Here is a 26,106-nt window from a genome sequence, read left to right on the forward strand (position 1 = left end):
ACGGTCCTCCGTGGGAACCCATACCGAGGCCCAGTACAAGCACGAAACACATGCCGGCACGGAAGCGCCGGTATGCATTCCCACGCCGGAGCGTGGGAACGAGGCGGTGTAAACCCCATACAGATATCAAACACAGCCACGAGTCACACGCCGCTACCGAAGCTAAACCCACAGGCCCAGGCACAACCTCGGCCAAATGCGCATCGCTAACGCTCAACACACCCGATCGTTCCCTGGTTCCCACGGTCCTCCGTGGGAACCCATACCGAGGCCCAGTACAAGCACGAAACACATGCCGGCACGGAAGCGCCGGTATGCATTCCCACGCCGGAACATAGAAACGAGGCGGACGCCCAATACAACCTACTGCCCTGATAATTTCCAGCTTACTGTCAATTTAATCTCGAATTCTTCTAAATCCGAATAACGAGACTTTATCCTCAAAAACGCCAGGAATCAGCGGCTCGAATATTCGGGATTTATTCCTAAAGACAAGTCCGATAACGCTGACTTACACTATGCGCCCTTATGGGGGAGGGCCCCACGATACGGTTGGCATTTGCCTGGCTAATCGTATGAAAACAACAGAAATAGGCTGTAAGGTTTCTTAAGAGTGTTATTGAACAGATTGAACAAACACATCGAGTTCATCGGCATCATGCTGTTATGTATGCTCTTACCGACGACTGCATTCGCAATGCCTTTCGAGATACAGGAACTGGAATTCAAAGGCTCTAAAGTTACCGACATCATCCGAGTACTATCCGAGGACGCTCAGGTCAACATCGTCGCGACACCGGAAGCCGGTGACAAAGAAGTGACGGTGTTTTTAAAAAAAGTGACGCTCGAAGAAGCGATACGCGCGATCTGCCGTATCAGCGGCTTGTGGTACCGGCGCGACGACGGCGTCAACGGCACCTACCGGTTAATGACCAAAGAACAATACAGCAAAGACCTGGTCGTCGGACAAGACGACTCGATCCGCGTATTCCAATTGCGCAATCCGAATGTGATAGCGATCGCGATGGCGATCGAGGATTTGTACGGCAACCGTGTCCAAGTGTCTTACGGCAACAGCATGATGATGGGAGGCGGCCTTGGCGGCGCTTCCGGCGGACGAGGAGGCTTCGGCGGAGGCGCTCGTAGCGGCGGCTTCGGTGGAGGCGGTCGTAGCGGCGGTTTCGGCGGCGGCCGATCGTCCAACCGCTTCGGCGGTCGCGTCGGAGGCAGCGGCGGACGCGGTTTTTCGGGCAATTCGCGTTCGGGCGGCGGACGCTTCGGCATGCCGCTGACGCAAAGCGAACAATTGCCCGACGACTTGACGGTAGAACAAATCGAAGCCCTGTCCGCAGACGGCGGTAAACAAGTCGAAGGCGAACGGCTATCGCAAATCTCGGGCTTAAACAAGATCATCTTCGTGACCGTCAATACCGAACACAACCTGTTGATCGTCAAAACCAGCGACACATCGGTGCTGAAATCGATCGCGAGCCTGGTCGAGCAACTGGACCGCCCGCAAACCCAAGTGATGCTGGAAATGAAGATCATCGACATCAAAGTCGGCGAAGACTTCTCGTCGTTATTCAGCCTCGAGTTCAGAGACACCGCGTTCAGCGGCGACAGCCTGAATCCGATCATCATGGGCGGCGCGGCGCCGTTCACCGGCGGAGGCACGTTGATTTACGAATTTCTCAGCGAAAACATCAAGGCGAACATCGAATTGCTGGAGCGTAACAACCGCATCAATGTGGTTTCCAAACCGATGATCGTCGCCTCGAACCACCGCCCGGCGACCTTGTTCGTCGGCGAAGAACGCATCATGGTGCGCGGCTACTCGATCGACGCGATTGACAACCTGAATACCACGCGCACGGTCACGACGCCGGAAACAGAGCTGGAAGAAATCGGCACGACACTGGAGATCATCCCGCACATCAACAGCGACGGCAGCATCCATATTCAATTGCGACAGGAAAACGCGACGTTGAACGAAGGCGCGGCGGTGATACCGGTCACCGATAATATCGGCGGCGTCGTCAACCTACCGGTCGACACGATCACGACCGCGCGACTGGAAGGCGAAATCTTCGCCAAACACGGTTACACGGTTGCGGTCGGCGGCTTGATCCGCGACAGCTTTTCGAGAAACCGGCGCAAGGTACCGTTTTTGGCCGACATACCGATAATCGGCAACGTCTTCCGCTCGACGGTCGATGAAGACAGCAAATCGGAAATGGTGCTGCTGATCACGCCGTACATCCTGAACGAAGGCGACGCGCGGGAAACTTACGATCCGACCCGGCAATATCATCAATACGCGCCGGATGCGGCCTACAAGCCGGACCCGCTACCGGAACGCAGCAAACCGGCTTTGCCCGAATGCGGTGAATATTGCGCGCCGGCCAAATTGAGAGAGTCGGACTTATGATATCCGGATTGAAAACGCTTCTTATCGCTTGGCTTAGCTTGACGCTAAACGGCTGCGCGCATTTCGGCCTGGACTCGGAAGCCGACATCGCGGCCGAAAACTGCTATGCGTATCGTTACGGCGACAAATTACGCCGCATCAACTTCGCGAAGGCATTCGACTGGTGTCACCGCTCGGCGCGCTGGGGCGACGCGAACAGCCAAGCATTGGTCGGCGAACTCCATTATATGGGACTCGGGGGAGAGCGCGATTTGTTTTCAGCCGCACAATGGTTCGATAAAGCGGCGAGACAAGGCCACGCCCATGCGCAATACATGCTGTACCGCATCTATTCGCTCAGCGATGATCCGGACCAGCGCGAACAAGCGATCTACTGGCTTCAACAGGCCAGGCAAAGCGGCTACAAACTTGCGCTGCAAGTGCCGTAGCACCTCTGGTTCCCACGATCCTCCGTGGGAACCCATACCGAGACCAAGTACTGGTATGAGGCTAGTAAGGGTATGGAAGCATCGGTCTGCATTCCCACGCGGAGCGTGGGAACGAGGAGCCATAGAAGACGACAATAGAAAACCTGCCCGCGCAAGACCGAAACGCGCGGCAGCGAGAACGAGAGGAAGGAAAAATGACAGCACAAAACACCGGCATCTTTGCCGAACCCGTCAAAACCAAACTGAACGAACTGCTCGACGACGTATTGCTGCATGACGGATTCGGCGACATTCGGGTTGAGGTCAAAATCCTGAAGCGCAAACAGAAAGAAGTCATCCTGCACTGCGGCAAGCAATACCGCTTTGTCGTGGACAGCCCGGTAAAAGGCTGAGTGGAACGAGTACCACTCTGGTTCCCACGGTCCTCCGTGGGAACCCATACCGAGGCCGAGTAGCGGCGCGAAACTCATACCGGTACGGAAGCGCCGGTCTGCATTCCCACGCCGGAGCGTGGGAACGAGGTGGAGACACCCTGGTTCCCACGGTCCTCCGTGGGAACCCATACCGAGGCCGAGTAGCGGCGCGAAACTGATGCCGGTACGGAAGCGCCGGTCTGCATTCCCACGCCGGAGCATGGGAACGAGGTGGAGACGCCCTGGTTCCCACGGTCCTCCGTGGGAACCCATACCGAAGCCGAGTAGCGGCGCGAAACTCATGCCGGTACGGAAGCGCCGGTCTGCATTCCCACGCCGGAGCGTGGGAACGAGGTGAAGCTTCCCTGGTTCCCACGGTCCTCCGTGGGAACCCATACCGAGGCCGAGTAGCGGCGCGAAACTGATGCCGGTACGGAAGCGCCGGTCTGCATTCCCACGCCGGAGCGTGGGAACGAGGTGGAGACGCCCTGGTTCCCACGGTCCTCCGTGGGAACCCATACCGAGGCCGAGTAGCGGTGCGAAACTCATGCCGGTACGGAAGCGCCGGTCTGCATTCCCACGCCGGAGCGTGGGAACGAGGTGGAGACGCCCTGGTTCCCACGGTCCTCCGTGGGAACCCATACCGAAGCCGAGTAGCGGCGCGAAACTCATACCGGTACGGAAGCGCCGGTCTGCATTCCCACGCCGGAGCGTGGGAACGAGGTGGAGACACCCTGGTTCCCACGGTCCTCCGTGGGAACCCATACCCAGGCCGAGTAGCGGTGCGAAACTGATGCCGGTACCGAAGCGCCGGTCTGCATTCCCACGCCGGAGCGTGGGAACGAGATAACGAGATAACAAACGAGTGCGAGCGAGTCGCATCGAATTCTTGCAAACCCGCGACGCGGGGAACGAAAACAAGACGCCAACAGACCGCGCGCGGCGGTTGCGGTATTACGACACAATTGAAAGAGAGGCTTAATTGATGAAAACACAAACCTTAACAAACCGAGCCGCCGGTCAAAGCGGTTTTACCTTGTTGGAATTGCTGGTCGTCGTCACCTTGCTGGCGATTCTGGCCACCGGCGCGCTAGTCGCCTACGACGGCGCCGACGAAAAAGCACAATCCTCGCGGGCGGCCAACACGATTGGCGCGCTCGATCAAGGCGTACGTGCTTACCGGGCCGTCACCGGCGCTTATCCGAATCAGTGGGATAACTTGGCGGATCCGTTGACTGCGGATCAACCGGCAGGTGTTGACTTTAATGGCCCCGATGAGGTTTATATTCCTTCAAGCCTTCAGAATATTTTGGGCAGTCTTGATCTGCGGACGGCATTGGAAGGTGTTTATGGCGCCAGCACAGTCGATGATGATTTCATGGAAGATTTTTTCGTGGAGCGCTTCGGCTTCGATGAAATTCAACATGTTATGGGTACTGGTATTGGTACCAATGGCAAGGTCGAACCGAACCGGGTGCATAATGAAGGTACCAACCCATTTGACGGAACTAACGGCGCGCTCGAAACTGAATTCGGCGATTTTGGTGGCGATGTTACATTTATTTCTGTGTTAGCTTCGGATGCATTCGATGACGATGATGACACTCAGCGTTTAAGTTGTACAGTAGGTGGGCAGTCGTTAGCGCGCGTATGGGGCGATACGGATGGTAACGGCACACCCGGCCAAGCAACTGACATTGCGGATCCGCTCGTCATCAACTCCATCAACGATGCCTTGAGCACCGAGCGTTGTAATCTGGTCTTGGCGGTCGGTTTCGGCGGCGACGCGGCGCAAAGCACCGTCGATTCCTCGGCCGGCGTGGTTCAAGCTCCGACCTACACCAGCAAAAACGTCAATCCGGCTAATCAATATGCGCGTTACATCGGCCTGTTCTTGTTGGCAAAAGGAAATAAGGGTAATACAGGCGACGGTGATGGTGTAGAAAACTTGGTCGATTCCAACTTCCTGGCGCGTCCACGCTTGTTGGGCTTCATCGACACCGAAGGTAACACAATCGACATGAACATCGCCGAAGCGACCCGCGACTAAGGCGTAGCTTCCCTCTGGTTCCCACGGTCCTCCGTGGGAATCCATACCGAGGCTGAATACCGATAAGAGGCTCAGCGCCCATGGAAGCCCTGCTATGCATTCCCACGCGGGAGCGTGGGAACGAGGAGGCCGAATACCGGCAGGATCACCTTCTCGCTATGGAAGCCCCAGTATGCTCTGGTCCCACAGTCCTCCGTGGGAATCCATACCGAGGCTGAATACCGATAAGAAGCTCAGCGGCCATGGAAGCCCCGGTATGCATTCCCACGCGAGAGCGTGGGAACGAGGAAGCCGAATACCGGCAGGACGCCCTTCTCGCTATGGAAGCCCCAGTATGCCCTGGTTCCCACGTTCCTCCGTGGGAACCCATACCGAGGCTAAATACCGATAAGAGGCTCAGTGGCCATGGAAGCTCCGGTATGCATTCCCACGCGGGAGCGTGGGAACGAGGAAGCCGAATACCTGCAGGACGCCCTTCTCGCTATGGAAGCCCGAGTATGCCCTGGTTCCCACGGTCCTCCGTGGGAACCCATACCGAGGCTAAATACCGATAAGAAGCTCAGCGGCCATGGAAGCTCCGGTATGCATCCCCACGCGGGAGCGTGGGAACGAGGAAGCCGAATACGGCAGGACGCCCTTCTCGCTATGGAAGCCCCAGTATGCTCTGGTTCCCACGGTCCTCCGTGGGAACCCATACCAAGGCTGAATACCGATAAGAGGCTCAGCGGCCATGGAAGCCCTGGTATGCACTCCCTCGCGGGAGCGTGGGAACGAGGAAGCCGAATACCAGCAGGACGCTCTTCTCGCTATGGAAGCCCCAGTATGCTCTGGTTCCCACGGTCCTCCGTGGGAACCCATACCGAGGCTGAATACCGATAAGAGGCTCAGCGGCCATGGAAGCCCTGGTATGCGTTCCCACGCGGGAGCGTGGGAACGAGGAAACCGAATACCGGCAGGACGCCCTTCTCGCTATGGAAGCCCCAGTATGCTCTGGTTCCCACGGTCCTCCGTGGGAACCCATACCGAGGCTGAATACCGATAAGAAGCTCAGCGGCCATGGAAGCCCCGGTATGCATTCCCACGCGAGAGCGTGGGAACGAGGAAGCCGAATACCGGCAGGACGCCCTTCTCGCTATGGAAGCCCGAGTATGCCCTGGTTCCCACGGTCCTCCGTGGGAACCCATACCAAGGCTAAATACCGATAAGAAGCTCAGTGGCCATGGAAGCCCCGGTATGCATTCCCACGCGGGAGCGTGGGAACGAGGAAGCCGAATACCGGCAGGACGCCCTTCTCGCTATGGAAGCCCCAGTATGCTCTGGTTCCCACGGTCCTCCGTGGGAACCCATACCGAGGCTGAATACCGATAAGAGGCTCAGTGGCCATGGAAGCCCCGGTATGCATTCCCACGCGGGAGCGTGGGAACGAGGAAGCCGAATACAGGCAGGACGCCCTTCTCGCTATGGAAGCCCCAGTATTCATCCCCACGCGGGAGCGTGGGAACGAGTAACCCAAGATCATCGAACAACCATGCCCGACCACTGTAACCGATACCCGCTATTGACCTCTCTCGCCTTGCTGCTGGCGACGGCATGGCTGTATCTGCCCGGTCTGTCGGGGCCGCTGCTGTTCGACGATCAACCGAATATTTTTAACAACCCCGCGTTTTTAGACCTACACGGCTTCGATAGCCAAGCCATTGCCGCCGCGACTTGGTCCGGCGACGCGGGGCCCTTGAAGCGTCCGGTCAGCATGTTGAGCTTCGCGCTAAATTATGTCGCCACCGGCGCCGATCCGTATTATTTCAAACTCACCAATCTCATTTTGCATCTATTCACCGGCCTCAGCCTGGGCTATTTAACCTGGCGGCTATTGGCCGTTTATCAACAACGTCAGGCCGCCGAGCTGTCGCTTGTGCGCCGACAATGGTTGAGCGTGTTGGTCATGGCGCTCTGGCTGTGGCATCCGCTGAATCTGAGCCCGGTACTGCATGTCGTGCAGCGCATGACGCAGTTGGCGGCGTTGTTTACCGTCGGCGGCTTGTTGGCCTATTTGACCGGCCGCACACGCTTATTAACCAATGGCCGCTCGCCGAGCGGCTGGCTCTGGTTGGCCGTGGGGCTGATCGGCGGCACCGCGCTGGCTGCGTTGAGCAAGGAAAACGGTGCTTTGTTGCCGTTGCTGGCGCTGTTGCTGGAAGCGCTGTTGTTTGATTTTGCCTGCCGCACGCCACGCGCCCGGCGCTGGCTAATAGGCGTGTGCGCGGCGCTGCTGTTGTTGTCGGTCGTGGCAGCGTTGGCGTATTTGGGCGCGTTCAAGCCCGGCGGTCTGGGCGCGGCGTTCGCCAATCGCCCGTTCAGCTTCGAAGAGCGCGTGCTGACGCAAGGCCGGGTAATGTGGTTTTATGTCCGACTGTTGCTGTGGCCGGATATTCGCCAGATGGGCTTGTTTCACGACGATTTTCTGCTGTCCACCGGTTTAACCGCGCCGCTGACTACCTTGTTGGCTTGGCTGGGCTGGTGGCTGATGCTGTTGTTGGCCTTCATCGCCCGGCGTAAAGCGCCGCTGTTCAGCTTAGGGGTCGGTTTTTTTCTGATCGGTCACGTTATGGAATCGAGCATCGTGGCGCTGGACATGATTTACGAACACCGCAATTATTTACCCGCTTACGGCCTGCTGCTGACGCTGGCTTATTACCTAACGCATCCGCGCTTATGGCGCTGGCCGCGCTCGCCGCTATCACCGCGTATCGGCGCCTCGGCGCTTGCTGTGGTGTTGCTGGGCGTCTGCGGTTACGCCACCGCCGCGCGCGCCGCCGTGTGGTCGAGCAGTTTGAGTTTGCTGCAAACCAGTTGGGAGAACCATCCGCGCTGCGAACGCACCGCCGGGATGTTCGGCGAGGCGTTGTTGGCGGCGCTGGAGCAGCGCCGGGCGCAAGGCGAGGACACACCGGACATGCGCGAGTTACAAAGCTTTTTACGCGGCTTGTTTGCCGGCTTGCAAGCCGTCGATGATTATTATTTGGTCGGGCCTATTTTGTCCTTGCGGCTCGATGAGCTGGAAGGCAAAGCGGCGAATCCGGCGTTATTGAGCGCCTTGACCGAACGTTTGCGGCAGCCGCCCTTGTCGATCAATGCGGTCGGTTTGTTGTACGGCCAAACCGCCAAACGCTTGCGGGAACAACAAGGCTTGTCGATTGAAACGCTGTTGCCGCTGTATGCCGCGATGCTGGAAAATCCGAGAATACGCGGCGACCGCAAGGCGCGAGTATTGGGCGAATACGCCCGGCTGCTGGCGTATCGCGGCGAGCCGGGCCAGGCGCTGGCGTATGCCGCGCACGCGGTGAAACTGAATCCAGACGAGCCGAGCTTGCGTAAATTGTGGGCTGGGTTGCTGTTGAAAGCCGGTCGTACGCAAGCCGTGCGCTTGCGCGGGGGGCAGTGATGCGGCGGGTTTATCCTGGTTCCCACGCAGGCGCGTGGGAACGAGAGAAACGAGCGAGAACCCATACCAGAGCCGGGTTCAGGGTTGAGACTTGTCATGGTATGGTAGTGCAGGTCGGCATTCCCACGCAGGCGCGTGGGAACGTGAGAGGCTCGCGTAATGCAGGCTTCACTCTACTCGAACTGCTGGCCGTCATCACATTGCTGGGGGTATTGGCCGGTGGCGCGTTATTGGCCTATGAAGGCGTGCAAGAGGACGGCGAAGACAGTCTCGCCCGCTTTGAGCTGGCCGAAATCAGAAAAGCCTTGTTGCAGTTTCGGCGCGACACGCGCGAACTGCCGTGCCGGGTGTATCGGGCTGGGGATTACCAAACGAACAAGGATGCCATGGTAGCGCTGGATTTTGCCGGGCTACCATCTTCACCGGATGAAGACGATTATCATGATTGGTGCCGGAATGCCTTTTCCCAACAACAAGACAGCGGTTTGAGTATGCTGCACCGGTTTCCATACAGCGAAACCGATAGCGAACACGTCGGCAAACTGTGGAACCCGGATACCCGGCGCGGCTGGCACGGGCCTTATATTAACGAGCAAGGCTTAACCGATCCTTGGGGGCAGCGTTATATTTTGCTCGACCCCGAATTGACTTATCCTGCGTCTTATCGTTGCCGGAAGAGCGGCGCGAATTATGCCGTCGTCGATGGCGAATATGATTGCTTAAAGGCCGATGACGCCGGTATTTATACCTTGCCCGCCAATGTGGCGCGACTGGTGAGTTTGGGCCCGAATGGCCGGCTGGATTCCGAAGTGAATTATGCCGATGTCGATGAGGCCGATTGGTGTCAACCTAGCGAAGATGATTTGGTATTGTGTTTGTTTCGATGAGAGAGCGGAAGGCACTCTGGTTTCCACGGTCCTCCGCTCTTCGTTATACACAAATATCGATAAACTTGCTAAACAGAGGTCATCGTATAACTGGAAACTGTGCTGTTTGATAAATCTGCGGTTATTGGATATCAGTGGCTCCGAGATCGCGATCTGGGGATCGCTCCCACAGAGCATCCAGCCCCTTGTGGGAGCGACGCCTTCGTCGTCCCTCACCTAGCGTTAGGTGAGGGAAAGTCGGTTAGGTTAAGCAACAATAAAGGGTATCGAGGTCACATTCGCCAAGATGGCAAGACGGTATATCTACGACTTATGTATAACGGCGAGCGGTCCTCCGTGGGAATCCATACCGAGGCTAAATATCAGTAGGATACTCATGTCGCTATAGAAGCCCAGTATGCATTCCCACGCGGGAGCGTAGGAACGAGGCTATTGAGGAGGTAAAACATGGGCAGAAGTCGTTATAAGATTGTCGATCCGAAATTACCGCATTTCGTGACCTGCACGGTCTTGCACTGGATTCCGGTGTTTACTCGGCCCGCAACTGTCGATATTGTGCTGGAGTCTTTGCGGTTTCTGATGCAAGACGGCTTGAAGGTTTATGCGTTCGTGATCTTGGAAAATCATCTGCACTTGGTCGTGCAGAGCGAAGATATGGAGCGAGACATCTCACGCTTCAAATCGTATACGGCAAAGCACTTGATCCGGTATCTGTCCGAAAACAATGTGACGCAAATTCTGGAGCAATTGGCTTTTTATAAAAAGGCGCATAAAGGGGATAGAGCGTATCAATTCTGGCAGGAAGGCTGCCATCCGGAGTGGATTCAAAACGAACAGATTATGCGGCAAAAGGTAGAGTACATTCATAACAATCCGGTGCAGCGCGGGTATGTCGATTTGCCGGAGCACTGGCGCTATTCGAGTGCGCGGAATTATGCCGGGCAAGCGGGACTGATCGAGGTTTGCAAGGCATGGTGAGGACAATCTGGTTCCCACGGTCCTCCGTGGGAACCCATACCATGGGCCGGGTACAAGCACGAAACTCATGCCGGTACAGAAGCTCCGGTATGCATTCCCACGCTGGAGCGTGGGAACGAGGTGGCGCTCCCTGGTTCCCACGGTCCTCCGTGGGAACCCATACCGAAGCTGAGTACGGGCACGAAACTCATACCGGTATGGAAGCACTGGTATGCGTTCCCACGCGTGAGCGTGGGAACGAGGTGGAGTTCCCTGGTTCCCACAGTCCTCCGTGGGAACCCATACTGAGGCCCAGTACAGGCACAAAACTCATGCCGTTATGGAAGCACCGGTATGCATTCCCACGCTGGAGCGTGGGAATGAGGAGGCATCCGGCAGCCGGCTTCACGCTGCTGGAAATGGTGCTGGTGCTGTTCCTGATGGCGCTGGTGGCTTCGGCTGGTTTGATGCTGACCGAAGGCGTGGAAGATCAGGCTAAGTATGACGAAACCAAGCGCCGCATGGAAATGATCCGCAAGGCCATCGTCGGCGACCCGACCCGAACCGTCAACGGCAGCCCGGAAATCAGCGGCTTTGTCGCGGACATGGGGCGGTTGCCGGGGTGTTTACGTGAACTACTAGAAGCATTCGATTGCGACGATCCCGCCAATCCGTTGACGCAATGGACTATCGACCCGACAACGGGGGTAGCCTCCGGTTGGCGCGGGCCTTATATTCAAGTGCTACCGGACCGCGACGGGGTGCGACGTTTTCGCGACGGTTACGGCAATGATGAAGACGATAAAAACTTTGGTTGGAATTGGGCAATTTACGATGATGAGGGACGTGATACAGAGGATGCCGCATACGAACCGCCCGCCCTTAGCGTCCGATTACAAAGTAATGGTCCGGATGGAACTCTAAAATATCCGGCAGGCGATATAGACGCCGAAAATGATGAGGATAAACCAAAGGAATTGATTACTGAATACGACTGGCGAGTTAATTTGCCATATAAGGTCAATGTGGTTTTTAAAAACCAGAGCGGTGTCGATGTTCCGGAAGTTGGTGTTACCCAGGATGTGGTTTTGCTGGTTTACGGTAACGATTTCAGTTCGCCGCTTGCGGAAAGCGATTCTGCAACACTCTCGCAGAGTGCAATTCCTTCGAATAGTATGGTCATTAAAGATTTTAATTTCACAACTTCTCCCGGTCCCATTGCCATTGGAAACCGGCCTTATGTAGTCGCATGTGACAAGTGGGATCATGATAGTGATTCTGGGACTGATGATGAATATACGGCTTTTTTGGGGAACGGAGGGAGTGAAGGTTGCAGCACCGAGTCTATTGGTAAAGATGATGCCAGGATTTTTTCTGTCGTTCCCCGGCAGGCTTTGCATTTGAACTTGGATTGGGTCATTGAGTAAGTCTGCATTCCCAGGGAGGGCCGCTCGCCGTTATACACAAGTATCGGTAAACTTGGTAAACAGAGGTCATCGTGTACCTGGAAGCGGTGCAGTTTGATAAATCTGCGGATATTGAACATCAGTGGCTTCGAAATCGCGACGAAGGCGTCGCTCCCACAAGGGGCCGTATGCTCTGTGGGAGCGATCCCCTGATCGTCACTCACCTAACGCTAGGTGAGTGAGAGTCGGAGTAGATGAGGCAACAATCGCTGGTATCGAGGTCACATGCCCTGGTTCCAGGAACCACTGCACCCTAAAGCGCATAAATGGAAATCCATAAGAGTTTAGCTAATGAAGTTCAGTAAATTATTGCCTTTTGGCAAACCTTCCCAACTGCTGGTCTGCGAAACCGACGGTTTTTCGCTACGCGGCGCAGTATTGGTCCGCTCCGGTACGCAGGTCGTGGTGTTGCATCAAGCTAAAATCGAGCAAGTGGATATGGCCGATGCGGTCGCCGACTTAATTGCCGCGTTGAAAAACGACGGCTGGCATGGCGGCGGTTCGGCGGTGTTGCTGTCTCCTGCGGTGTTGTCGACACTGGTCGAGTTGCCGGTCAATCCGAAAAAACCCAGGCCGCTTCAGCAGATGATGGAATTGGTGCGCTGGGAGGTCGAGCCGTTGTTGATGCAGCATATGACGCGCTGGTCGGTCGGGCATTTGCTGGTCGGACAGGGCTACATGACCGAAGAACAAGCGCAAGCGGTGATGGATTTACAGCAAGGCAAACCGAACAAAGCCGGCGGTTTGGCGCTGTCCGACAAGTTTTCGTTGCGCCGTTTCGGCGATTTGGCCGAGGAATTGGGCTATATCAAGCGCAGTCAACTCAATGCTTGTCTTACCGGTCAGGAATGGCTTAAATCGGACGACGAGACGATCGAATGCGGCTGGGCCGCTCAAGGACCGGTGGAGGACATACCGGGCACATTCAGTTGGTTGGTGAGTTGTGTCAACAAGTCTTTGTTGCAGCGATGGATCGACGTGTTTGCCCGTCAAGGCGTGAAACTGAAGTCGTTGTATCCATTGACCGGCTGCAGCACGACGCTGCTCCCGAAAAACCCGTCTTCGGAGTTGATTCTGGAGTCGCATCGCGGCATGACTTACGGTATGCGGCTGCATGCCGGGCGCATCGCCGAGCAACGTCAGTATTTAAACGTTACGAAGACGCCCCTTGAAATTTGTCTGGAAAATTATCATGCCTTGCATGGCGCGCCGAACGAACCGGTATGGTTGGCGTGCTGGCACGACGACGCGCATGCTTTGGCGCAGGAGATGCGGCAGATGCTCGAAATCGAGGTTGAGATCATCACCGATCCGGCCATCGGTACGGCTTGTTCTCCTGGCATGGTCGGTGCGGCGAGGCACGCGTTCGGCTTTGCCGGCGACGAACGCTGCGTCGGCGTGCGGAATGGCGGGCCGCTGCCGCCGCTGCCGCAGCGAATCGAGGTCCGCGGGGCAGCTTTGGCAGTAGTGTTGCTGCTGTCGATCGGGGCATCCGAAGTCTCGCTGATGGTTCGCAAGAGTTCCGTTGAAACGCACAAGCAAGATGTCGATTCGCGCTGGAAAGTCGTCGACGAGGCGACGAAACGCATTAACGCCCAAATCCAGGAGATCGAAAAACGGAAACAAGCATTGGCTCAGAAAAAAGCCGATTTGGCGCATCTCGAAGCGATGTTGGATTTTTACAGTAACGCTGCTCCTCAACGAACCGCGCTTGTTCAAGGCGTTTTAGGCGTGCTGCAGACTGCGGTGACCGACGAGGTGATCATTGTCGCCATCGATGAAACGTCGAAAAGAGGCAATACGGTTCCCGCGCCCATCTCGCCTTCCGAAGCGCAAGACAAGCGTGTCGAAGTGGAAAGCTTTCATCTCGATGCATGGGCGATTTCCGAAGCGGCGGCGCAAACATTCATTCAAAAAATGAAGGAAGCGATAGCGCCCTGGCAATTGGAAATCCGAGACGCGCATGTCACGAGCCGGGCCGGACCGCTCAATCTCGACGGTTTCGGCGTTTCGATGCGGTTGGTCAAATTGGTACAGACAGATCGCATCTCGCAGCTTCAGCAGAAGGCGGTCCGGTCGTGAAAATACCCCGTTTGAACAATCGCGAACAACTGCTGATAGCGTTGTCGATCGTCGTCATCGTCGGCGGCGGATATGGCGTTTTCCGTTTTTGGCCGACCCACCAAACTATTACCGCGATGCAAAAAAGCGCGAAAGCGACCGAAAACCGCTTGCTGAAGGCTAGAATTCCCGATGAGCCGATCGAAGACGTCGATAAGCTCATCGAACAACTCGAAGACCGGGAGCGGGCGATCGAACTTGTGCGCACGCAGTTCGAGGCCTTGGAAACTCGGTTGGCTCCGTTCGACTCGCAGGAAATGATCGTCAGCATCTCTCGGCTTGCCCGGGATTCTCAGGTGCGGATTCGCGTCAATGAAGCGTTTAAAGCGGCAGCGAAACGAGTCGGCGTCGCGAGTAAAAAAAACAATACGAAAAATAGAAAACGCCGGGGCGTCGAATCGAAACAAACAACCCCGCTCATTTTGCCTGAGACGAGCAGTTGGATCGATAGAATGTCACCCGGAACGATGTTTCATCGTCCACTACAACGCATCGAGTTGGAGGGTTCGTTCGTGTCGATCAGAAAATTCATACATGGGCTCGACAAACTGCCTTATCAAGTCACGGTTTTGCGTTTGAAGATAGAAAAACTGCCGGCTCTCGCGCCTACCGGTTATCCGCAAACGCTGGTGTGCGGATTGGTGTTGGCTTTATAGGAAAGACATTTTGTGGCATTGACAGACGAGCAGTTAATCGATGCGGGCATGCGTAGCGGTTTGATCGATCCGGCGGTACTCGAACGCCTGCGTCTTGATGCCCGCCGGCAGCGTGTTCCGGTACTCGGTGCCGTGCAGGCTTACTACCGTTTTCCGCTGTCGGCGCTATACCGTGCGGTGGCCGAACAACGCAGCGTGCCTTACATCGATTTGAATGCCTTGCCCATTGACGGACAACTGTTAAAAAAAATCCCACCGAGTTTGGTGCGACGTAAACTGATACTCCCGGTTGTCGACAACGACCGAACGATGCTTGCCGTCGCCGACCCGGGCGATCGAGGCATGCTCGATTCGGTTCAACGTTTACTCGGTCTCACGCTGCCGGTTGCCATGGCCGATTTGTCGTTGTTGCAACTCAAAATTACACAGACTTTAGCCGGCAAAGGCGTCGAAACGGCCTCGGGAGCGACCGCGGACGACGCCGATTTAGTCGCCCTGCTCGATACGATAGTACGCGAGGCTTATTACAACCGGGCGTCTGATATCCATTTGTTGACCGAGACGAACGGGTTACGCGTACGTTTACGCGTCGACGGCAAGCTGCGGGATTATCCTGTCGATGCAAACGGCGCCGTTGCCCCCGCATTGGTATCGCGCGTGAAAGTTTTATCCGGGCTCGACATCGCCGAGCAGCGCATGCCGCAGGACGGCGGATTTTCGTATCATCTGGCGCCTCCGATCGACAAGGCGTTCAACATCCGAGTCGCGACGGCGCCTACTCGCTTGGGCGAACGCGTCACGATGCGTCTGCTCGCTCAGGAGTCGGGCGGATTGTCGTTGACCGAGCTGGGCATGTTGGACGACGATTTACACCAATTTCGAACGGCGATTCATAAACCCTACGGCATGATCTTGCTGACCGGCCCGACCGGAAGCGGTAAGTCGACGACCTTGTGCGCCGCGTTGCAAGAGATCAACAGCCCGGATATTAACATCATGACGGTCGAGAATCCGATCGAATATGTGATCGACGGCATCTCGCAAATTCAAACGGGACCGAAGATCGGCTTCGCCGATGCCTTGCGCTCGTTTTTACGACACGACCCCGACGTGCTGATGGTCGGCGAGATTCGCGATCATGAAACGGCCGATGTCGCGGTCAAGGCGGCGATGACCGGGCACATGGTGTTTTCGACACTGCATACCAACAATGCGATCAGTGCCGTGACGCGGTTGATCGATATCGGCTGCGAACCGTTTTTGATCGGCTCTACGATGACAGCCGTGATCGCACAGCGCCTGGTTCGGCGTCTATGCATGCATTGCCGCAAGCCCCGGATCGCGAGTCGTGACGAATTGCTTGAACTGGGTGCCGAAGACGAAAGTCTCGAGCTATTCGAGCCGGTCGGCTGCGCGGTATGCCAGGGTTCGGGGTTCAGGGGGCGTTTGGGTTTGTTCGAAACCCTGTGGTTCGATGAAAAACTGGCGCGGATGGTCGCGCGCGGCGCCGATGAAGAAGCTTTGGAAGCCGGCGCCGGCGAGCGCTTGAAGTTCATGTGGGAAGACGGCTGTCGGAAGGTTCTTATGGGGCTGACGACATTGGACGAATTGCGTGACGTGGCCGTTCATAAAACACACGAGACGATGGAGCTGAGCTGATATGCCGCAGTTTTCTTACGTTGCGCTCGATGCGGGCGGAAACGAAATTTCCGGAAAATTGCAGGCGGACGATGGTCCATCGGCGGCGATGATTTTACGGCAACGCGGTTTGCGCGTGATGGAGTTGAAACAAGGACGGGGCCGTTCCGGTTTTTTGGGACAAGAAAATTTTTCGGATTGGTTGGCTTCTCAGCGCTCGGTAAGCAATGGATCTCTGATTTTTTTCTTCCGGCAGATGTCATTCATGCTACGCGCGGGTCTACCGGTCGCTCAGGCGCTCGAGCTCGCCAAGGCGCAATTGACTAGTCCCCGGCTCAACCTGACCATTCGTTTGATGTTGAAGGATATCGAAGCCGGACAGTCATTGTCGGCGGCAATGGGAAAACATCCGGCGGTTTTTCCGGACATGGCGGTGAATTTGGTCGTCGCCGGCGAGAGTACCGGCGATCTCGATGCGATCATGGACAGGCTCGCGGTTCATTTGGACAAAAAGGCGGCGCTACGCGCGCAAATGATCAATGCGATGATTTATCCGGTCGTGGTGATTCTGGCGGCGATCGGCGTCGGCACTTTCATGGTCGTCAAGATCATTCCGAAATTCGCCAAGTTCCTGTTGGGCAAGGGCAAGGTATTACCGCCGTCGACGCAATTGTTGATCGATATTTCGGATAGCGTGCGTGCCAACGGCTTGTTTATCGTCAGCACTCTGATCGTTTCGATTGCCGTCCTGTTGCTGCTGTACCAGACCCGGTTCGGTCGATTATGGGTTGACCAAATTCTGTTGCGGTTGCCGGTAGTGGGGAACTTATTAGTAAACGGTTCGATGGCTCAGATGTCTTGGGCACTGTCAATTTTGCTGCGTAGCGGCGTGACGGTCTTCGATGCGACAAAAATCACGGCCAATTTAATCGGCAACCGGGTCTATTCGGATAAATTGCGGGAAACGTCCGCAAAGATACTCGAAGGGCGCGATGTTTCCAGCAGCCTCGATCATCCTAAAATACCGCCGCTGGTGGTACAGATGATCGCGGTCGGCGAGAAAAGCGGTAGCATCGATCACGTATTGCATGAACTGGCCGTTTATTACGAAAAGCTGATGGAGATCGCGATCAAGCGGCTTTCGGCGATGCTAGAGCCGGCGATGATACTGGTAATCGGCGGCATGGTCGGATTCGTTTATTACGCATTTTTTCAGGCGTTGTTTTCGCTCGTATCGGGCGGGCGCTGACGTTATGAAATACATGGCATGCGCCCCACAACCATTAAGTCAATCCAACAGGGATTGCCTGGATCAAGACCACAATAACGAGAAAGCCACCTCACCATCCATGACCTCTGTGTCCCCCCCGGTGCACAGAAACTATTAACCTAAATTCGGCAGTTAAACCATGAAGCACATGAAGTTCATGAAGGATTTCAAGAAATTACCTAATTCTTCTCGCTAACCTTTTTGGTGAGCGAAAGCTCGATTCATACGCGTAATAAGTTATTGAATTAACTTCCTATTCTTCATGATCTTCATGGTGAAATGCTTTTTCTAGGATTAACGCAATCATAGCCTAACTGACTAGCAGTGAGGTTTTGCGTATTTAAACACTCTTGTGGAAACACAAGATTTTAAAGAAGATGATTATGTACAGAATATATCGTATTTGCAGTTTGTCGTTGGGCATCGGGTTGATATACTCGGCAAGCAGTTGGGCCGACAATCGCCAACTCTCTTATCAATCAAACCCATCCGCCTACACGAATCAACAATGGGTGCGGGACCCATTTACCCCCAGCGCGTTGATGTATGAAACCGTCGGAGCACAGACAGGACACGCGAATGGCGCGTTCGGTTTCGTCCCCTCCCGCGAATCGATGCGTATCCCCAATATGAAATTGCGCGGCTTGCTGAATCAGGAAGACGAGTTTATCGCCTTGCTCGAAGTCGTTGGTGTCGGAACTTTCATGGTACGCGAAGGAGACGAGTTCAATATCGATCCGTCGCAGCCCAACAATGCGATTCGCATCGATAAAATCACCCGGCTCAGCGTGACGGTCGAGACAGGCATGCTCGGTTCGATACGAGTTTTAAGATAATTGTTGGATGTATACCCATCGCAGATCAAAATTCGGCACCAGGGTGTCCGTCAAAGGACGCCGTAAACCCAGCACCTAAATTCCATAGGTCTTTGGCAATGATTCAAAATCATGGCTTATTTAGGTGCTGGGTAAATACATCCCTGTAGGCTCTATGCCAGCTCCATGCTGGCAAAGCCTTTGCCGCACACCCTGGCGCCTCCTCAGGCACTGCCGACATTTGAAGTGCGAAAGGTATATTACCACGGACCCGTTGGGATCGATGCTTTGACTGCCTACACAATATCAGTATGCATTCCCACGGAGGACCGTGGGAATGAGGTTGCGTTCGACATCGCCGTTATCAAGAACGAACATACCCAGGAATTGATGCAGCAAGACAAGCAGCATGGAGCTGGCATAGAGCCTACATGGACGTATCACCTAGCGCCTAAATTCTATAACCCATTGGCTATAAGCTAACCACTTTGGTAATTTAGGACTGGGTTCACGGTCACGATAGCTCCACTAGAACAAGGTTTCATTTTTGAACATTTCCAACAACCGCTCAATTTCGCCGGATGCTCCTGCCAAGGAATTAGGCGTTGATTGCTCCCAAATGTCGAAACAGCCGTCAAGGCTCTCTAACTCTTCATCGTTAACTTTATTAAAGCCCATCGTCCAATCTGAAAAAGCACGCTCTTTAATTTGCTTCTTGTAAATAACCGAGACCTTTTGGTGCCTTGAGTCTTCTTTAATGCGGTTAAACGAGTCCAGCACGACTTCTTCCTCGCCTTCCAATATTTGAATAAAAAAAGGGTCAAGATGAAGCAGCATGCCGGTAATATTTAATTTGTTATTTTTTTCTCTTGCTTTTTTAAGCAAGGCTTTCAAGTCGTCATCGGACATTTCCTGACTTGAAACGCTGGTATAAACCAAACAATAAAGCGGCATTAACACTTCTCGCTACAACTTAACGCATTAAACAAGTGGCGAGTTTACCCCAGGACTCTTCTCATTGCCAGGCATAGCCTCTTCCAATGCTAAATGAGTCTGACAAACGCTTAAATCTTGTTCATGACAAGAAAATGAAACTTATCGTGAATATACCTTAAGCACTACCGAAGTTTGAAGTGCGAAAGGTATATCAGCGAGCGCTGCGGGCGTGCGCCCGCTAAGGAATCGGAAAGGATTGCGTGTTTGTTATAATCCGGCGTATAAGGAACTTTCGGTATCGATGATTGGATTATTTACCGTATTTTTTACGGAATTTATCAACCCTTCCTGCGGTGTCGACTACTCGTTGTTTACCGGTATAAAAAGGATGGCATGCGGAGCATACCTCAACTTGAAGATCCTTACCCAATACGGACCCGGTTTCGAAGGTATTGCCGCAACCACAAGTGACTGTGATTTGTTTGTATTCTGGATGAATGTCTGGTTTCATGTTTGCTTCCAAATTACCCGTTAATGGGCCACGTACTTATTAATGAACTGCGTATGATACTGTTTATATAAGTGAATCGCAATATCAATTTTTGGTCGATTCCTTATGGTGCTTGTTTCTTTCTCCACGCCGGGCGGGGTATTTAACACATACCGAATGTTTCGATTTACGTTAAATATTTCGGTTGTAATTATTCATACTCCCCTATCGTTCTCTCGCTCCAGCGTCACCGCCATTAAGTTAAACACCACAGAAATAAATAATGCTTGCATTCAGGCTCTACTGTGCATCAAAAGCTTGCCATCCATGGCACTGGATTCCGCCAATCCCTGGCGGAATGACGCGTTATTTGCTTAAGTTGGCGCATATGGGTTGCGCCGGTCTCAGGAAGCTGGAGAGACTTTGAAAGTATTCAATATTACGAAATAACCATGAAGAACACGAAGCCACACGAAAAATTAAATTTTTGATTTTATAGTCTTTTTCTTCATTATCTTCATGTTCTTCATGGTAAATAAATTGTTTTATGATGTATTCACCAATACTTTCACAGTCTCTGGAGCGTGGGAAATCTCGTATTCCGCTACGCTACATTCGGGCTACGTACTCCTCGTCCTGCTTAGAAAACCATCGCCAAACGGCTAACTTCGCGCGTAGCGCCTCATTAACACCAGCACCAAAACGATTGCCGGCAATCCGACCGATGCGGAATAGATGAAAAACAATTCATAACCGTAATGTTCGACCACTATCCCCGAGAAGCCGCCTAAAAGTTTCGCGGGCAGCGTCATCAGCGAACTGAATAAGGCGTATTGGGTCGCGGTATAGGCCTTACTGGTCATACCCGATAAGTAGGCTATGAACACCGAGGTCGCAATACCTCCGCTGAGATTATCGGCGCTGACGGCGCCGGCGAGCAAAACCAAGCTGGGCTCCGATACGGCGAGCAGCACGAAAAGTAAATTGGTCGCGGCGGCCATCACCGCGCCGAGCAACAAAGGCTTCATGATGCCATAGCGGGCCACCAATACGCCGCCAAGCGAGGCGCCGGCGATGGTCATGAAAAACCCGAAAATCTTGCTGATGTCGGCAATTTCTTTTTTACTGAAGCCGATATCCAAATAAAACGGGTTCGCCATCACGCCCATCGTGATGTCGCTCATTTTATAAGTCGCGATCAGCACCAGTATCATCAAGCCGAATTTGCCGTTCCGCGTAAAAAACTCGACGAACGGACTTAACACCGCATCGGAAAACCAGGCGCCCAATCGAGCCAGCCAATTTCGGCGCTCCGAAACACCCAGAGCGGATTCCACTCTTCGCGCCAATTTCCGCGCTTCTTGATCTCCGTTAGCGAGCGGTTCGTCAATGATCAGCGTGGCCGCGACACCGACCAGCATGCAAGCCGCCATTAGTTGATAGGCAATCGCCCAATCGAAATACTCGGCCAGATAAAACGCGCCGGCCCCGGCCACCAGCAATGCAATCCGATAGCCGAGCACATACATCGCCGCCATCGCGCCTTGATATTCGACAATGACCGCTTCGATTCGATAGGCATCGATGACGATATCTTGGGTCGAGGAACAAAACGCCACCCAAACGGCGAATATCGCTATCCATTGCAATTGCGATTCGACATCGGCGCTCGCCATGCCGACCAGGCCTGCGGCTATGCCCAATTGAGCCAGCAACATCCAGCTGCGCCGCTTGCCGAAACACTTGGTCAACCACGGCAGCGGCAGCGTGTCGACCACCGGCGCCCAAAATACCTTGATGGAGTATGTCACGCCAACCCAGCTGAAAAAACCGATGACGGACAATTCGACGCCGACATCGCGAAGCCATGCCGACAGTGTCGAAAAAACCAATAGAAAGGGAAGACCGGCTGAAAAGCCGAGAAAAACCATACCCAGCACGCGGGGCCGGGTATAGACAAGGAAGGCTTCGCGCCATCCGCTCTTAACAGCCATCATGCCGGCAACCGGCAATCAAGCAGCGGAGCGTCAACGCGAAGCCGAAGCGCCATGTTTAGCCGTTCACCAAGTAGTGAGCGAAAATACTGGCCGCATAACCTGCAGCAATCGCCGGCGTCCATTTCAGATGACTGAAAAAAGTGTATTTATGATTCGACTGCCCCATCAAGGCTACACCCGCCGCCGAACCGATCGACAACATCGAGCCGCCGACACCGGCGGTCATCGTCACCAACAGCCACTGATACAGATCCATATCCAGCCCCATGTTCAATACCGCGAACATCACCGGAATGTTATCGACGATCGCGGACATCACGCCGACCAGTATGTTGGCCGAGGTAAATCCGAGTCCGTCGTACATTGCCGCCGACATCAGCTCAAGATAGCCGATATAGCCCAAACCGCCTACCGCAAACACGACGCCGAAGAAAAAGAACAGAGTATCCCATTCGGCATCGCGCACTTTATTGAAGATATCGAATTCATAATCTTCATTGCTACGATAGAGCGTGGTGATATGAAAACCATAGAGCATCAAGATCGAAAGACCGAACATCATGCCCATGAACGGCGGCAAATGCAGGAATTGTTTGAAGCTGACCGCCGAAACGATAGTCAATGCGAACAACACGCAAACCGTTACCGCGCCCGGTTTCAATTCGATTGCCGCTTCGTGAACCGCTTCGGGCTGCTCATCGGGCACCGCGAAATGCATGAAGGCGGCCGGCACCAGATAATTAACTGCTGAAGGAATAAATAATGCGAAAAAGTCGAAAAATTCCGCATAACCGGCTTGCCATACCATCAGTGTGGTGATGTCGCCAAACGGACAAAACGCGCCTCCGGCATTTGCCGCGATCACCAGGTTAATCAAACCGATCGTGATAAATTTATCGTTTTTCTTGCCGACCGCCAATACGACCGCGCCGACCAACAAAGCCGAAGTCAGGTTATCGGCAACCGACGACAAGAAGAACGTGATGACGCCGGTTATCCAAAACAGCTTACGATAACTGAACTGTTTTCTGACCAACCAGGAACGAAGCGCTTCGAATACATTACGCTCGGCCATCGCGTTGATATACGTCATAGCTACCAGCAAGAACAGCATCAAGGCCGCGTATTCTTTTAGGTTATGCTCGAAGGCTTCGTGCAATTCTTCGGTTGAAACGCCTTTCGAGGACGCCAAAACCGCCGCATGCGCCCAAATAATTCCCGCCGCAAAGATGACCGGCTTGGATTTTTTCAATCCGGTAAACTCTTCGGCCATCACGAAACCGTAAGCGATGACGAAAATTAATACCGTATAGATACCTCGCTCGGTACCGGTTAGATTTAGGTTTTCAAACCCGCCCGCCAGCGCCAGCTCCGGCAAACACAAAGCCAGCATCACAAATATAAGCCGCAACAAAAGAACCCCCTGATTTAGTAAATTATTGGAAAAACGAACATTAAAATTTTTAAAGCGGGATATTATAACCGCATAATAAACTTTGTCATTTTATCCGTGTCGGTATAATATTGCCGGTTTGTAATTATTCACCCCTCCCCCTATTGTCCCCACGTTTCAGCGTGGGAACGAAGACCGAGACGCTCTAGCGTCTCGTACCGCTGGAGCGGTACTCAGGCATTCCCACGCAGAGCGTGGGAACGATAATTACCGGGGAGCTGAATAGTTACGCCGGTTCACTTATTCGCCCTCCTAGGGCGCTTTTCCAACAGCTCATCCTCACTATGTACCAATACACTCAAGACGATCAAACGCTCATTGATGAACGTGTCGCCCAATTCAGAGGCCAAACCGAACGCTTCCTGAAGGGAGAACTCGACGGCGATCAATTCCGCGCGCTTCGCTTAATGAATGGCTTGTACATTCAAACTCACGCGCCGATGCTGCGCGTGGCCGGCCCTTACGGCCTGCTGTCGTCCAGGCAATTGCGCAAATTGGCCGAAATCGCCCGTAAATACGACAAGGGCTATTGTCATTTTACGACGCGCCAAAATATTCAATACAATTGGCCCAAGCTCGAGGAAGTTCCCGACATTCTCGCGGAACTGGCCGAGGTTCAAATGCATGCGATTCAAACCAGCGGCAACTGCATGCGCAATACGACGACCGACCCTTTGTCCGGCGTGTGTAAGGATGAGATCGAAGACCCGCGCCCCTACTGCGAAATCATTCGCCAATGGACTACGTTGCACCCCGAATTCGCGTTTTTGCCTCGCAAGTTCAAGATCGCGGTCAGCGGCGCGCTGCACGACCGGGCCGCGACGCAATTTCATGATATCGGCCTGCATTTGGTCAAAAACGATGCCGGCGAAGTCGGTTTTAAAGTTTTCGTCGGCGGCGGCCTAGGCCGCACGCCGGTCATCGGGCAAGTCATTCGTCCGTTTCTGGAAAAAAAGCATCTACTGTCTTATCTGGAAGCCATCGTCCGCATTTACAATCTGTTCGGGCGCCGCGACAATAAATACAAAGCCAGAATCAAAATTTTGGTTAAAGAAGAAGGCCTCGAAAAGATCACCGAATTGGTCGAGCAAGAATGGCAGTTGAACAAAGATAGTCTCGAATTGAGCGACGAGCGTATAGAATCCATTAAAGCCCAATTCGCGCCGCCGGCTTACGAAACCGGCGCCGACCTTGACGGCAGTTTCAATGAGCGACTTCAAGAAAGCCCGGCCTTTGCAACTTGGGTTCAACAGAATACGGCCGATCACCGCGTGCCCGGTTATCGTGCGGCCTTCATTTCTCTGAAAGCACCCGACGCCCCTCCCGGCGACATTACCGATACGCAATTGGACTTGGTCGCCGATTTGGCCGACCGCCTCAGTTTCGGCGAAGTCCGCAGCACTCATAGGCAAAATTTGGTTTTGACCGATGTCAAGCAGGCAGATTTGTTCACCTTATGGCAGGAGCTCGACGCCGCCAAGTTAGCCACGCCGAATATCGGCTCTGCAACCGACATCATCTGCTGTCCGGGACTCGATTTTTGCTCGCTGGCCAACGCAGGTTCCATCGGCATTACCCGCGAAATCAATCAGGCCCTGGACGATCTCGATTACCTGCACGATCTCGGCGATATCAAGATCAACATCTCAGGCTGCATGAACGGCTGCGCGCATCAAAGCGTCGGCCATATCGGGATTCTCGGCGTCGATAAAAAAGGCGAGGAATGGTATCAGATCACGCTGGGAGGTTCGTCCGAAAACGAAGCCGCGATCGGCGATAGACTGGGACCCGCGGTTGCCAAGGACCAAATCACGCGGGCCATACAAGACATTCTCGATGTTTACATCAAGCAAAGACAAGAAGACGAGTCTTTCTTAAATACCGTTAAACGCGTCGGCATTACGCCCTTTAAAGAGCAAGTTTATGCAAATCATTAAAGATAAAAAAATCACCGAAGACAATTGGCAATTTGTCGCCGATGATCAAGACATCCCTCAAACCGGCGATATTACCGTTTCCGCGTCTCGTTGGTTGAACGATAAAGACTTCCTGACTCGGCGCGGCGGACAAACCGGTATCAGAATCCGTACGACCGACCAGCTTGAAGACATTGCCGTCGATCTAGCCGGAATGCCTTTGGTCGAATTGGACATCGCGATGTTCGGCGACGGGCGCTCGTTCAGCCAAGCTTGGTTGCTGCGCAACCGCTATGATTACCGGGGCGAAGTTCGCGCGGTCGGCAATTACCTGATCGATCAGATATTTTATCTGCACAGAACCGGCGTCGACGCCTTTCAATTGGATGAAAGCAGAAAGCCGGAAGACGCGCTGGCCGCATTGAACGATTTTTCGGTGGCTTATCAGCCGTCGGTGAATTAGCCGCTTCTCAGCTCTTATGCCGTAATTATTCCCCCCTATCGTTCCCACGCTCCAGCTCTCGCCGTTATACACAAGTATCGGTAAACTTGCTAAACAGAGGTCATCGTATACCTGGAAACGGTGCTGTTTGATAAATCTGCGGATATTGAACATCAGTGGCTTTCCCTCACCTAGCGTTAGGTGAGGGACGACGAAGGCGTCGCTCCCACAAGGGGGCGGATGCTCTGTGGGAGCGATCCCCAGATCGCGATTTCGAAGTCGGGAACGTTGGGCGACAAAA

Annotated in this window: 19 protein-coding genes; 15 read left to right on the plus strand and 4 right to left on the minus strand. The window is 54.1% G+C overall.

Annotated elements, in window-relative coordinates; genetic code table 11:
• The first annotated feature begins 619 nt into the window (after positions 1–619).
• The 13 genes from WJM45_RS16860 to WJM45_RS16920 all read left to right on the plus strand — a co-directional run bounded on the left by WJM45_RS16860 (position 620) and on the right by WJM45_RS16920 (position 18,592).
• Positions 620–2,428, plus strand: coding sequence for a hypothetical protein (locus WJM45_RS16860; protein ID WP_341326220.1), 1,809 nt, complete (start codon positions 620–622; stop codon positions 2,426–2,428).
• Positions 2,425–2,856: a hypothetical protein gene (locus tag WJM45_RS16865; protein WP_341326221.1), complete on the plus strand. Its 432-nt coding sequence runs from the start codon at positions 2,425–2,427 to the stop codon at positions 2,854–2,856. The genes WJM45_RS16860 and WJM45_RS16865 overlap by 4 nt, the downstream gene beginning before the upstream one ends.
• Positions 2,857–3,050: 194 nt before the next feature.
• A complete protein-coding gene (locus tag WJM45_RS16870) occupies positions 3,051–3,248 on the plus strand; it encodes a hypothetical protein (RefSeq protein WP_341326222.1) in 198 nt (65 codons plus the stop codon).
• Positions 3,249–4,254: 1,006 nt separating this feature from the next.
• Positions 4,255–5,319: a prepilin-type N-terminal cleavage/methylation domain-containing protein gene (locus tag WJM45_RS16875; protein WP_341326223.1), complete on the plus strand. Its 1,065-nt coding sequence runs from the start codon at positions 4,255–4,257 to the stop codon at positions 5,317–5,319.
• Between the two features lie 1,528 nt (positions 5,320–6,847).
• Complete coding sequence (locus tag WJM45_RS16880; protein WP_341326224.1) at positions 6,848–8,761, plus strand: hypothetical protein; 1,914 nt, start codon at positions 6,848–6,850, stop codon at positions 8,759–8,761.
• A 143-nt stretch (positions 8,762–8,904) separates the two neighbouring features.
• Positions 8,905–9,648 carry a type II secretion system protein GspG gene (locus tag WJM45_RS16885; protein ID WP_341326225.1) on the plus strand — a complete coding sequence of 248 codons (744 nt, stop codon included), beginning with the start codon at positions 8,905–8,907 and terminating at the stop codon, positions 9,646–9,648.
• A 447-nt stretch (positions 9,649–10,095) separates the two neighbouring features.
• A complete protein-coding gene (locus WJM45_RS16890) occupies positions 10,096–10,626 on the plus strand; it encodes a transposase (RefSeq protein ID WP_341326226.1) in 531 nt (176 codons plus the stop codon).
• A 311-nt stretch (positions 10,627–10,937) separates the two neighbouring features.
• Positions 10,938–12,032: a prepilin-type N-terminal cleavage/methylation domain-containing protein gene (locus WJM45_RS16895; protein ID WP_341326227.1), complete on the plus strand. Its 1,095-nt coding sequence runs from the start codon at positions 10,938–10,940 to the stop codon at positions 12,030–12,032.
• A 330-nt stretch (positions 12,033–12,362) separates the two neighbouring features.
• The gene (locus WJM45_RS16900; protein WP_341326228.1) at positions 12,363–14,153 is read left to right on the plus strand and encodes a hypothetical protein; all 1,791 of its coding nucleotides are present in this window, start codon (positions 12,363–12,365) and stop codon (positions 14,151–14,153) included.
• A complete protein-coding gene (locus WJM45_RS16905) occupies positions 14,150–14,848 on the plus strand; it encodes a hypothetical protein (protein WP_341326229.1) in 699 nt (232 codons plus the stop codon). Before WJM45_RS16900 ends, WJM45_RS16905 begins: the two co-directional genes overlap by 4 nt.
• 12 nt (positions 14,849–14,860) lie before the next feature.
• Positions 14,861–16,507, plus strand: a complete 1,647-nt coding sequence (locus tag WJM45_RS16910; RefSeq protein WP_341326230.1) for a GspE/PulE family protein — start codon at positions 14,861–14,863, stop codon at positions 16,505–16,507.
• Position 16,508: 1 nt separating this feature from the next.
• Positions 16,509–17,735: a type II secretion system F family protein gene (locus tag WJM45_RS16915; protein ID WP_341326231.1), complete on the plus strand. Its 1,227-nt coding sequence runs from the start codon at positions 16,509–16,511 to the stop codon at positions 17,733–17,735.
• 404 nt (positions 17,736–18,139) lie between these two features.
• Complete coding sequence (locus WJM45_RS16920; RefSeq protein ID WP_341326232.1) at positions 18,140–18,592, plus strand: hypothetical protein; 453 nt, start codon at positions 18,140–18,142, stop codon at positions 18,590–18,592.
• 507 nt (positions 18,593–19,099) lie between these two features.
• On the opposite strand, the gene WJM45_RS16925 is transcribed toward WJM45_RS16920, so the two are convergent.
• The 4 genes from WJM45_RS16925 to nhaD all read right to left on the minus strand — a co-directional run bounded on the left by WJM45_RS16925 (position 19,100) and on the right by nhaD (position 23,408).
• On the minus strand, positions 19,100–19,525 hold the full coding sequence (locus WJM45_RS16925) for a BLUF domain-containing protein (RefSeq protein ID WP_341326233.1): 426 nt from the start codon (positions 19,523–19,525) through the stop codon (positions 19,100–19,102).
• A gap of 292 nt (positions 19,526–19,817) precedes the next feature.
• Positions 19,818–20,018 carry a 50S ribosomal protein L31 gene (rpmE, locus tag WJM45_RS16930; protein ID WP_083877704.1) on the minus strand — a complete coding sequence of 67 codons (201 nt, stop codon included), beginning with the start codon at positions 20,016–20,018 and terminating at the stop codon, positions 19,818–19,820.
• A gap of 641 nt (positions 20,019–20,659) precedes the next feature.
• On the minus strand, positions 20,660–21,994 hold the full coding sequence (locus WJM45_RS16935; protein ID WP_341326234.1) for an MFS transporter: 1,335 nt from the start codon (positions 21,992–21,994) through the stop codon (positions 20,660–20,662).
• A 55-nt stretch (positions 21,995–22,049) separates the two neighbouring features.
• Entirely contained in the window at positions 22,050–23,408 is a 1,359-nt protein-coding gene (gene nhaD, locus WJM45_RS16940) for a sodium:proton antiporter NhaD (RefSeq protein ID WP_341326235.1), read from the minus strand.
• Between the two features lie 323 nt (positions 23,409–23,731).
• Here nhaD and WJM45_RS16945 point away from each other — a divergent pair, with 323 nt between their 5' ends.
• Together WJM45_RS16945 and WJM45_RS16950 are read left to right on the plus strand one after the other, a co-directional pair.
• Positions 23,732–25,384, plus strand: a complete 1,653-nt coding sequence (locus tag WJM45_RS16945) for a nitrite/sulfite reductase (protein WP_341326236.1) — start codon at positions 23,732–23,734, stop codon at positions 25,382–25,384.
• Positions 25,371–25,826, plus strand: coding sequence for a DUF934 domain-containing protein (locus WJM45_RS16950; protein WP_341326237.1), 456 nt, complete (start codon positions 25,371–25,373; stop codon positions 25,824–25,826). The genes WJM45_RS16945 and WJM45_RS16950 overlap by 14 nt, the downstream gene beginning before the upstream one ends.
• The last annotated feature ends 280 nt before the right edge of the window (positions 25,827–26,106 follow it).

The organism is Methylotuvimicrobium sp. KM2, assembly GCF_038051925.1.
Taxonomy (GTDB): Bacteria; Pseudomonadota; Gammaproteobacteria; order Methylococcales; family Methylomonadaceae; genus Methylotuvimicrobium.